Here is an 11728-nt window from a genome sequence, read left to right on the forward strand (position 1 = left end):
GATTTTAATTAATCGTAACCTATAAAAGGAGAAAATTCACTGCTGAGAAGAAATCGGGGGCATGGATAAATGTTAAAGCAGGGTCAAAACAGGCAAGCAATCCCTGTTTTTCTAATCTAAAATAACCCGGCATTCTTCTTTATCCTTTTACTCTGGCGGATTGAAAGTCTATTCACATTAGATTTAATAATCCTAAAACCAATGCAAAAGAAAAATTCAGTCGAGCATCAATGAGGAACTCCTTACTCTACGCGGCTACTGTTTTCCCATTTACTGATTTGTCTGGCGAACATCCATGTTACTCACCGTTCTTTATATTATTGGGATCACCGCAGAAGCCATGACCGGTGCCCTGGCTGCCGGACGTCGGAAAATGGACTCCTTTGGTGTCATTATTATTGCGGCAGCGACGGCCATTGGTGGCGGCTCTGTCCGCGACATGCTGTTAGGCCATTATCCATTGGGATGGGTGAAGCATCCGGAGTACATCGTGATTGTGGCTGTTGCAGCGCTCATGACCACCTGGCTGGCTCCTCTCATGCAACATCTGAGAAAGCTTTTTTTAGTGCTTGATGCCCTGGGGCTGGTGGTATTTTCCATTATCGGGACACAGGTGGCCCTCGATATGGGACATGGCGCTATCATTGCTTCCGTTTGTGCAGTCATTACCGGTGTTTTTGGCGGTGTGCTGCGGGACATGATGTGCAATCAGATCCCGCTGGTGTTTCAGAAAGAAATTTATGCCGGCGTGTCGTTTGCTTCCGCCTGGGTTTATATCGGGCTGCAATATTTCTCATTGCCCCACAATCTGGTCGTTATCATTACACTGCTGATCGGCTTTACCGCACGTCTTATCGCCCTGCGTTTTCGCCTTGGATTGCCTGTCTTTAATTACCCGCATTCGGACCATTAATGCGCCGCCGTGTAGCCCGCTAGCGGAATGCAGGCAATTGCGCCTGCTTCAAAGCATTGGCCAAAACCTCAACGTCCGGATGATGTATAAAGTCAAAAACCTGAGCGGCCCGTTTGGCCCCGATCCCCTCAGTCATCTCCCAGTCGTGAGAGGTCAGCTGTGTCAACGTGTTCCAGCTTTGCTGCTGTTCTGCAAATCCCAGTGCAAAAGAAGGAAATCCTATTGCTGACAGCCAGCGCCGGAAGCCTTTTCCGCGCGCAAGATGAATCTGCACCATCAGTTTTTGCGCCTGTTTAATACTGATACCCGGAACAGCATCCAGTTCTTTTTCATTAAGACTTAACCAACTGATGAGAGAACCCCCCGGGGAAGCATCCAATAACTTTTGCCATGTGGCCCCGCCAAACCCTGCCATATCCAACGCTTCCGGCCCGCTGAGCCAGATCAGGCGTGAGAGAAATTGTTGTATGCAGTCCGGTTCAGGTGTAAAGCAGGAAAGTGCGTTATAGCGCGTTGGATCAGGCAAAGGCATCTCCGTACGCTCATTTACCCGCCATGTCACTTCATCAAGTCGTGGGATCCCCTGTCCGGCCAGCGCGATTGCGACCTGATCACCGGGAAGAACATCCCATTGCCGGAACCGGCTGACCGATCCCAAACTCACCTTACTGACTAACTTATCGTCCAGCCGCAGGGGTTTCAGGTTGAGGATAACGGTGACTTTCCCGTTTCGTCCTGTCGTGGTGCTGATGCCCGTGACATCGGTGAGCTGTCTGGCGGGCGGATATTTCCAGGCGACCGCCCAGATTGCAGGCTTACTTTGCCAATATTTCCCCGCAGGTTCTTCTTGCTGACGAACGACCACGCCATCCGTCGCAAAAGGCAGGGGTTGGTGAAACCAGTCTTCACGCCATTTTTCGACGTCTTCGACAGAGCTCACCGCCAGCGTGAACTGAGCCACAACCGGAAAACCGAACTGTCTGAGTTTCTCCAGGTGATCAGCCATAAGCACCGGACCGTCCGGCCATGACCAGATAAAAATACCCGTTTGCTTCAGCAGGTCAGAAGCAGAGGTACGCATCATTGCACCTGCGACTTTTGATCTTGCATTCATCCCGCCATCAACATTTTGATGATGACCGTTCATCTTCAGATAAAGCTCGCCCTGCAATACCAACTCAGGGCTCATGTCCGGAATGTTGAGCGGGATCGCCGGAATTGACGCAGCTTTTGCCGTCCAGTTTTGCCCTTTCTCGCCATCGCCGCGACTTACCAGTGCGGCCAGTTTCCCGTAACGGTAAATCAGCGATACTGCAACGCCATCGATTTTGGGCTGTACCCACAGATTCTTTCGTCCCTGCATCCAGTTTGCGACCGCGTGTTTATCTTTCATTTTATGCAGGCCGGTATGGGCCACCGGATGCACATATTCTGCATCATCACTGGCTGGCATTGTCAGCTCAGGTACCGGTTGGCTGGCGCACTGCAACCAGAATTGTTGTTTTTGACGCAAATGATCATAGACCGAATCTTCAATCGGGCTGCTGTCAGACTGATGATAGGCGGCATCCCATTGGGTCAACTGAGCGGTGAGGTGACGGGTTTCCTGTGTCAGACGTTCTGATGGCCAGCCGGGACATTCCGGCGACAGCGTATCCTGACCTGAAGCAGAGAAAACAAAAGTGAGCAGGCAGATAAGATAAATAAACTGGCGCATTAGCACCTCCTTGTGGAGACCAGTAAACGCCGGTGTGATTTTTCCTGCCAGTGGCATAACCCCTTATTGCGAGATGCCTTCCTGATTATTTCATCTGTTGCTGCAACGAAAAGAAAATGTGGAATGCAGCACGTAAATCTCTCAGGAAAGGCTATTTTCTGCGGCAAAGTTGCGATGAAATACGTCTGGACGCTGCACCGAATGCGGCGAGCGTGTATACTGTGCGGGAGATCACTCTTCGCATACTTCCTATCAACCCATTCAGTTGAAACGTCATTATGGTTCAAGGCACGCTGTATATTGTCTCCGCCCCGAGTGGAGCAGGTAAATCAAGTCTGATTCAGGCTTTACTTAAAACACAACCGCTCTACGACACACAGGTTTCTATTTCTCATACCACCCGTGCTATACGTCCGGGCGAGAAACATGGCGAGCATTACTTCTTTGTCGACAAAGCAGCGTTTCGCGAGATGATTGAACGTGATGCCTTTTTAGAACATGCAGAAGTTTTCGGTAATTATTACGGGACGTCGCGTGAAACCATCGAGCAGGTTTTAGCGTCGGGTGTGGATGTTTTTCTGGATATCGACTGGCAGGGCGCGCAGCAAATCCGGAAAAAAATGCCGCAGGCACGCAGTATTTTTGTCTTGCCGCCATCGAAAGATGAGCTAGACCGACGCTTGCGTGGCCGCGGGCAAGACAGCGAGGAAGTTATCGCAAAACGTATGGCACAAGCCGTGGCTGAAATGACCCACTTTGCCGAATACGACTATTTAATTGTGAATGATGATTTTGATCTGGCTTTATCGGATTTAAAAACCATTATTCGCGCTGAACGTCTGCGTCTGAGCCGTCAGCGGCTCCGTCATGACGGATTAATCACCAAACTATTGGCAGACTGAAGACACTTTCAGTATTATGCCCAGTCTTTCGTCACCCTGTGGAGTAGCACATATATGGCACGCGTAACTGTTCAAGACGCTGTTGAAAAAATTGGTAACCGTTTTGACCTGGTGTTGGTGGCTGCACGTCGCGCACGCCAGCTGCAATCTGGTGGTAAAGATCCACTGGTTGCTGAAGAAAACGATAAATTCACTGTCATTGCCCTGCGCGAAATCGAAGAAGGCCTGATCACCAATCAGATCCTCGACGTTCGTGACCGTCAGGAGCAACAAGAGCAGGAAGCCGCAGAGATTCAGGCAGTGACTGCCATCGCTGAAGGCCGTCGTTAATTAACGAAACGGATCCCACTTGTATATCTTTGAAAGCCTGAATCAACTGATTCAAAAATACCTGCCGGAGGAGCAAATTAAGCGCCTCGTGCAGGCTTACCTCGTGGCGCGGGACGCGCACGAGGGGCAAACACGCTCCAGCGGTGAGCCGTATATTACTCACCCGGTAGCCGTGGCATGTATTTTGGCTGAAATGAGGCTCGATCATGAGACTTTGATGGCGGCGTTATTACACGACGTTATCGAAGACACGCCTGCAACTTACCAGGATATGGAACAACTGTTTGGCAAAAGCGTTGCTGAACTGGTTGAAGGCGTTTCAAAGTTAGACAAGCTGAAATTCCGCGATAAGAAAGAAGCACAGGCGGAAAACTTCCGCAAAATGGTCATGGCGATGGTGCAAGACATTCGCGTCATCTTGATCAAACTCGCTGACCGTACCCATAACATGCGCACGCTGGGCTCTTTGCGTCCGGACAAACGTCGCCGTATTGCCCGCGAAACGCTGGAAATTTACAGCCCGCTGGCACACCGGTTGGGTATCCACCACCTGAAAACCGAGCTCGAAGAGCTGGGCTTCGAAGCCCTCTATCCAAACCGTTATCGCGTCATCAAAGAAGTGGTGAAAGCCGCGCGGGGTAACCGTAAAGAGATGATCCAAAAAATCCTCTCGGAGATTGAAGGCCGTTTAACCGAAGCCGGTATTCAGTGTCGTGTCAGTGGTCGCGAAAAACACCTGTATTCTATCTATTGTAAAATGCACCTGAAGGAACAGCGTTTCCATTCCATTATGGATATCTACGCCTTCCGGGTGATCGTTAAAGAACTCGATACCTGTTATCGCGTGTTAGGGCAGGCGCATAGTCTGTACAAACCGCGTCCGGGTCGGGTTAAAGATTACATCGCCATCCCCAAAGCCAACGGCTATCAATCTTTGCATACTTCGCTAATCGGCCCGCATGGTGTGCCGGTTGAAGTGCAGATCCGTACTGAAGATATGGATCAGATGGCGGAGATGGGGGTTGCGGCGCACTGGGCTTATAAAGAGAACAGTGAAACCAGCACTACGGCGCAGATCCGCGCTCAACGTTGGTTACAGAGTCTGCTTGAACTGCAACAAAGTGCGGGCAACTCCTTTGAATTTATCGAGAGCGTAAAATCAGATCTGTTCCCGGACGAGATTTACGTCTTTACGCCGGAAGGCCGTATTGTCGAATTGCCTGCGGGTGCGACACCGGTCGACTTTGCTTACGCCGTGCATACCGATATCGGCCATGCCTGCGTTGGCGCGCGCGTTGATCGCCAGCCTTATCCGCTCTCGCAGCCGCTGACCAGCGGACAAACTATCGAAATTATTACCGCACCGGGTGCCCGCCCGAATGCCGCCTGGCTGAACTTTGTCGTGAGCTCACGTGCGCGCGCCAAAATCCGCCAGATGCTTAAAAACCTGAAACGTGATGACTCCGTTTCACTGGGTCGTCGCCTGCTCAATCATGCGCTGGGTGCGGGTAAAAAACTGTCAGATATTCCGCCGGAAAACATTAAAAACGAGCTGGATCGTATGAAGCTCCCGGCGATGGATGACCTGCTGGCAGAAATCGGCCTCGGCAATGCCATGAGCGTTGTGGTGGCCAAAAACCTGATGGGTGACCAGTCTTCAATGGCATCGTCAGGGACCCGTAATCTGCCGATTAAAGGCGCAGATGGCGTGCTGATCACGTTCGCGAAATGCTGCCGTCCGATCCCAGGCGACCCGATTATTGCGCACGTCAGTCCAGGTAAAGGGCTGGTGATCCACCATGAATCCTGCCGTAATATTCGCGGTTATCAGAAAGAACCTGAGAAATTCATGGCCGTTGACTGGGATGACCACCAGGAAACTGATCAGGAATTTATCGCTGAAATAAAAGTCGATATGTTCAATCATCAGGGCGCACTGGCGAACCTGACCGCCGCGATAAATGCCGCGCAGTCGAACATTCAGAGTCTGAGCACCGAAGAAAAAGACGGTCGCGTCTACAGCGCCTTTATCCGCCTGACGACCCGCGATCGCGTTCATCTGGCGAATATCATGCGTAAAATTCGTATTATGCCGGACGTCATTAAAGTTACCCGCAACCGAAACTGATTGTTATGACCCCAGAACGTTATGCGCGCATCCGCGAAATGCTTACAGCCCGACAGCCAGACCTGACGGTTTGCATGGAGCAGGTGCATAAACCGCATAACGTTTCTGCCGTCATCCGCACGGCAGACGCCGTCGGCGTTCACGAAATTCATGCTGTCTGGCCCACCACCCGAATGAAGACACTGGTCTCTTCGGCGGCGGGTAGCAACAGCTGGGTTCAGGTCAAAACGCACAAAAATATTCAGGATGCCGTCGCCAAAATGAAAGCGAAGGGCATGCAAATCCTGGCAACAAACTTGTCAGAGAAAGCCGTCGACTTCCGCGCGATTGATTACACCCGCCCGACCTGTATTTTGCTCGGTCAGGAAAAAACCGGTATCACACCTGAAGCATTAGCGCTGGCAGACAGCGATATCATCATTCCGATGATCGGTATGGTGCAATCTTTGAACGTTTCTGTCGCCTCAGCGTTAATCCTGTATGAAGCGCAGCGCCAGCGCGAAAATGCCGGTATGTATCGTCGCGACAACAGCCTGTTGAACGAGAAAGAACAGCAGCGACTGCTGTTTGAAGGCGGCTATCCGGTCCTGTCGAATGTGGCAAAGCGGAAGAAACTGCCCCGCCCTTTCATTGACGATCGCGGGCAAATCATTGCCGATGATGAATGGTGGTCTGCGATGCAAATGACGGTTAAGAAAAGATGAAAGGCCGCCTGCTCGACGCTATCCCATTGACGTCGCTTTCCGGCGTCGGAGCCAGCCAGGCAGACAAACTCGCCAAACTCGGCCTTGAAACTATTCAGGATTTACTGTTTCATCTTCCTTTACGCTATGAAGATCGTACCCGCCTTTACACCATCAATGATTTACAACCCGGCATTTTCGCGACAATAGAAGGCGAAGTCCTGCGCAGCGATATCAGTTTTGGTCGCCGCAGAATGCTGACCTGTCAGATAAGTGACGGCACAGGCATGGCGACGTTACGCTTCTTCAACTTTAACGCCGCAATGAAAAACAGTCTGGCTGCAGGGCGTCGTGTTACCGCTTATGGTGAAATCAAACGCGGCACGATCGGCGCTGAAATCATTCACCCGGAATACCGTATTCAGGGTGAAAACAGCGAAGTCGTTCTGCAGGAATCACTGACGCCGGTTTATCCGACAACAGAAGGTATCCGCCAGGCGACATTGCGTAAACTGACGGATCAGGCACTTGAACTGCTCGACACAGTACCTATTGCCGAACTGTTACCAGAGGAACTGAGCCGTTCGCTGATCCCCCTTCCTCAGGCGCTGCATTTACTGCATCGCCCGCCGCCTGATATCCAGCTCGCCGATCTTGAGAAAGGTCATCATCCTGCTCAACGCCGACTGATTATGGAAGAATTGCTGGCACATAATCTCAGTATGCTGGCCGTCCGTGCCGGTACTCAGAGTTATAAAGCTCTGCCGCTGCGTCATGACGATCGCCTGAAAAATCAGTTCCTTGCCTCTCTTCCTTTCAGCCCCACCGGTGCGCAGCAACGGGTCGTGGCGGAAATTGAACAGGACCTGGCCAAAAGTTATCCCATGATGCGTCTGGTGCAAGGCGACGTGGGCTCAGGTAAAACGCTGGTGGCCGCCCTTGCCGCACTTTGCGCTATTGCTCAGGGGCAACAGGTCGGATTAATGGCACCGACAGAATTGCTGGCCGAACAGCATGCGAATAATTTCCGTCAGTGGTTTGAACCGCTGGGTATTCAGGTCGGCTGGCTGGCGGGTAAACAAAAGGGTAAAGCACGGCAGGCGCAACAGGATGCGATCGCCAGCGGACAGGTTTCGATGGTGGTGGGGACGCACGCTATCTTTCAGGAACAGGTTTTGTTCTCGTCACTGTCGCTGGTCATTATCGATGAACAACACCGTTTCGGTGTGCATCAGCGTCTGGCGTTGTGGGAAAAAGGTTTGCAACAGGGCTTCCACCCGCATCAGCTGATCATGACCGCCACGCCGATCCCACGCACACTGGCAATGACCGCTTACGCTGATCTGGATACGTCAGTCATCGACGAACTGCCGCCAGGGCGCACGCCGGTGACTACTGTCGCCATTCCGGACACACGACGCAGCGACATTATCAGCCGCGTCAAAAGTGCCTGCGAGCAGGAAAATCGTCAGGCTTATTGGGTGTGTACACTGATTGAAGAGTCGGAGATGCTGGAAGCGCAGGCCGCAGAAGCCACATGGGAAGGCCTGAAGGAGGCACTCCCGGCTCTGAATATCGGACTGGTTCACGGTCGCATGAAAGCCCTGGAAAAGCAGTCCGTCATGCAGGCCTTCAAACAAGGTGAAGTACAACTTCTGGTGGCAACGACTGTCATTGAAGTCGGCGTTGACGTACCGAACGCCAGCCTGATGATTATCGAAAACCCGGAGCGTTTAGGGCTGGCCCAGTTACACCAGTTACGCGGGCGCGTGGGTCGTGGTGCCGTGGCTTCTCACTGTGTTCTGCTCTATAAAACGCCGCTCAGCAAAACAGCACAGAAACGTTTGCAGGTTTTACGCGACAGCAACGACGGCTTCGTTATTGCTCAGCAGGATTTAGAAATCCGCGGGCCAGGTGAACTATTGGGCACGCGTCAGACGGGCAGTGCCGAGTTTAAAGTCGCTGACTTATTACGTGATCAGGCGATGATCCCGGATGTACAGCGCATTGCACGTTATCTGCAGCAGCAATTCCCTGACCATGCCCAGGCCCTGATTGAGCGCTGGCTGCCAGAAAGAGTCCGTTACACTAACGCCTGATCTCTCTTCTCGCTCATTCACACTTCATCAAATCATTATTAATAATGATGTTTTGTTTTCAACATATTCTCTTCCCTTTTCCCCATTGCGTCTTCAAAACAGCTTTCCGCTCAGGTTATTTGATAACCTTCACAGAGTGGGGCAAAGCAGGTAACCGGTTCCACACCCCGCCACTACACTGATGATTATTAAGGCAACCCTGTCTGATGTCCTCAACATAAGGTCAAATCATCATGAGTATCAGTCAATCCCTCTTTACCTTTATAGAACAAAAAATCAGCCCCTTTGCCGCACGACTGTCTTCACAGCGACATGTCATGGCGGTGCGGGATGGCTTTATTTCAGCAATGCCCTTTATGATTGTGGGTTCGTTTTTACTGGTTTTTGTTCACCCGCCGTTCTCGCCTGAATCGTCCTGGGGCTTTGCCAGAAACTGGCTGGCGCTCTCGGCAAAATATGAAGTGCAGATCCTGACACCGTTCAATATGACGATGGGTATCATGTCCATCTATATCTCGGCATCGATCGCCTACAATCTGGCGAGAAGTTATAAACTCGATCCGTTCATGACCGCAATGCTGGCGCTGATGTCTTTCCTGCTGGTCGCAGCACCGCAGATTGATGAAAAGATGTCGACGGCAGCGCTGGGCGGCGTGGGGATCTTTACCGCCATTCTGGTGGCAATTTATGTCACCGAACTGACGCGGTTACTGAAAAAATACAATATTGGTATCCGTTTACCCGAACAGGTGCCTTCAAACATTAAGCATTCGTTTGATTTGCTGATCCCGATTGTTGCCGTGGTGATTACGCTTTTCCCGCTGAGCTTACTGGTACAGTCAGGGTTTGATATGTTGTTGCCACAGGCGATTATGGCGCTGTTTGAACCGCTGATTTCTGCCGCAGACTCACTGCCTGCAGTACTTCTCGCCGTGCTGATTTGCCACCTGCTGTGGTTTGCGGGCATCCATGGCTCGGCCATTGTTTCCGGTATGTTGCAAGCTTTTTGGTTAACCAATCTCGGTCTGAATCAGACTGATCTCGCTGCCGGTTTACCCATGACACACATCATGACCGAGGCCTTCTGGAATTTCCTGATCGTTATTGGCGGTTCAGGAGCGACGATGGGGCTGGTGCTGTTATTCTGCCGAAGTAAATCAGCACATCTGCGTACGATGGGGAAACTCAGCCTGGTGCCAAGTTGTTTCAATATCAATGAGCCGGTGATTTTTGGCACGCCTATCGTCATGAACCCGGTATTTTTCATCCCTTTCCTGCTGGCACCGATGGTCAATGCTGTTATCGCCTATTTTGCCGTTTCGACGGATATTCTTCCGCACATGATTTCACTGGTTCCGTGGACATCGCCGGCGCCGATTGGTGCGGCATGGGCAATGGGCTGGGATTTCAAAGTATCAATACTGGTCATACTACTGATGGCGCTGTCGATGGTGATTTATTACCCGTTCTTCAAAGTTTATGAGAAGCAGTTACTGACGCAGGAGAAAACCGCTGAAGCCGAACCGATGTTCACTAAAAAAGCGGACGCAGCACAATAAACCTGACGGGAAGGAATGAGTCAGGCACAGAAGCGACGTTTCTGTGCCTGTTTTTTTAACTGATCGCCGGGAATACGGGCAACATCAGATAGAGTTTAATCACAATCGCATTAGCAATATCAATGAAGAACGCCCCCACCATCGGCACCACCAGAAACGCAAGGTGCGAAGGACCAAACTGATTGGTGATCGCCTGCATATTGGCAATAGCCGTCGGGGTAGCACCCAGCCCGAAACCACAGTGTCCTGCCGCCAGCACCGCTGCATCGTAGTTTTTTCCCATCACGCGATAAGTCACGAAAATTGCGTAACACGCCATCGAGAGCGTTTGCACGATAAGAATCGCCATCATCGGCAACGCGAGAGATGCCATCTCCCATAATTTAAGACTCATCAAAGCCATGGCGAGGAACAGCGACAAACTGACGTTACCCAGCACGGATACCGCACGGTCAAAGACACGGTAAAAACCGAGCCATGCCAGTACGTTACTCATGATAACGCCCACGAAGAGCACGCAGACAAAGGTTGGGATTTCAAAGGCCGAACCTTGCAACATGCTGGAGGTATATGTGCCTGCCATCAGGCAAATCGCGATCAGGGCGATAGTTTCCACCATCACCAGTGGCGTAATCATCCTGCCAATTGACGGTTTCTCAAATGCGCTCGGATCGACCGTATCTTCAGGATTTCCGTTGGGGGAGGAGGAATGGCTAACCAGATAGCGCGCCACCGGACCGCCAATAATACCGCCAAGAACCAGTCCAAAAGTCGCGCAGGCCATAGCGACTTCTGTGGCATTTTCAAAGCCATAACGCTCAATAAACAGTTTGCTCCATGCCGCCCCGGTGCCATGCCCGCCGGAAAGGGTAATCGACCCCGCCAGCAATCCCATCAGCGGATCCAGCCCCAGCATTTTCGCCATACCGATGCCGATGGCATTTTGCAAAAGCAGTAAACCCAGAACAACAAAGACCAGCAGAAACAGGGATTTCCCACCTTTCCGCAGGCTTGCCAGATTAGCGTTAAGACCGATCGTGGCAAAAAACGCCAGCATCAGTGGCTCTTTTAAAGACATGTCGAAACCGACTTCCCAGCCGAACATCTGATTAACGAGCAGCAGCAATAAAGCGACCAGTAAACCACCGGCAACAGGTTCAGGAATGGTGTATTTCTTGAGGAATTTGACCGACTGGACGCATTTTCGTCCTAAAAGGAGTACCAACGTGGCAGCAACCAGGGTGCCGTAGGTATCGAGTTGAATCATTGACGAACTCCATTCTGAAATAAATCCAATAAAATTATTGGCTTATAAAATTTACACTGACATATTTTTTCCCAGAAACTGAATTAGAAGTCATACACACTGCATCAGGCAAGAAAAACAGGTCATAAAT

Annotated in this window: 9 protein-coding genes; 7 read left to right on the forward strand and 2 right to left on the reverse strand. The window is 51.2% G+C overall.

What is annotated here, in order from left to right; all coding sequences use genetic code 11:
• Positions 1-295: 295 nt before the first annotated feature.
• Positions 296-913, forward strand: a complete 618-nt coding sequence (locus tag J1785_RS08975; protein WP_129955264.1) for a trimeric intracellular cation channel family protein — start codon at positions 296-298, stop codon at positions 911-913.
• A 19-nt stretch (positions 914-932) separates the two neighbouring features.
• Here J1785_RS08975 and ligB read toward each other — a convergent pair whose 3' ends face one another.
• Complete coding sequence (gene ligB, locus J1785_RS08980) at positions 933-2630, reverse strand: NAD-dependent DNA ligase LigB (protein WP_217219257.1); 1698 nt, start codon at positions 2628-2630, stop codon at positions 933-935.
• Between the two features lie 278 nt (positions 2631-2908).
• Between ligB and gmk the strand changes: the two genes are divergently transcribed.
• From gmk to J1785_RS09010, 6 genes are all read left to right on the forward strand, one after another.
• Positions 2909-3532 carry a guanylate kinase gene (gmk, locus tag J1785_RS08985; protein WP_217219258.1) on the forward strand — a complete coding sequence of 208 codons (624 nt, stop codon included), beginning with the start codon at positions 2909-2911 and terminating at the stop codon, positions 3530-3532.
• Between the two features lie 54 nt (positions 3533-3586).
• On the forward strand, positions 3587-3862 hold the full coding sequence (gene rpoZ / locus J1785_RS08990; RefSeq protein ID WP_015699238.1) for a DNA-directed RNA polymerase subunit omega: 276 nt from the start codon (positions 3587-3589) through the stop codon (positions 3860-3862).
• 19 nt (positions 3863-3881) lie between these two features.
• The gene (gene spoT, locus J1785_RS08995; protein ID WP_129955261.1) at positions 3882-5990 is read left to right on the forward strand and encodes a bifunctional GTP diphosphokinase/guanosine-3',5'-bis pyrophosphate 3'-pyrophosphohydrolase; all 2109 of its coding nucleotides are present in this window, start codon (positions 3882-3884) and stop codon (positions 5988-5990) included.
• Positions 5991-5995: 5 nt separating this feature from the next.
• The gene (gene trmH / locus J1785_RS09000) at positions 5996-6694 is read left to right on the forward strand and encodes a tRNA (guanosine(18)-2'-O)-methyltransferase TrmH (protein ID WP_129955260.1); all 699 of its coding nucleotides are present in this window, start codon (positions 5996-5998) and stop codon (positions 6692-6694) included.
• Positions 6691-8772 (forward strand): ATP-dependent DNA helicase RecG, encoded by a 2082-nt coding sequence (gene recG, locus J1785_RS09005; protein WP_217219259.1) that lies wholly within the window; start codon positions 6691-6693, stop codon positions 8770-8772. The genes trmH and recG overlap by 4 nt, the downstream gene beginning before the upstream one ends.
• A gap of 233 nt (positions 8773-9005) precedes the next feature.
• A complete protein-coding gene (locus J1785_RS09010) occupies positions 9006-10331 on the forward strand; it encodes a PTS sugar transporter subunit IIC (protein WP_129955258.1) in 1326 nt (441 codons plus the stop codon).
• 55 nt (positions 10332-10386) lie between these two features.
• On the opposite strand, the gene gltS is transcribed toward J1785_RS09010, so the two are convergent.
• Entirely contained in the window at positions 10387-11598 is a 1212-nt protein-coding gene (gene gltS, locus J1785_RS09015) for a sodium/glutamate symporter (protein WP_217137676.1), read from the reverse strand.
• Positions 11599-11728 lie beyond the last annotated feature (130 nt).

The sequence above is a fragment of the Rahnella perminowiae genome (assembly GCF_019049755.1).
Taxonomy (GTDB): Bacteria; Pseudomonadota; Gammaproteobacteria; order Enterobacterales; family Enterobacteriaceae; genus Rahnella; species Rahnella perminowiae.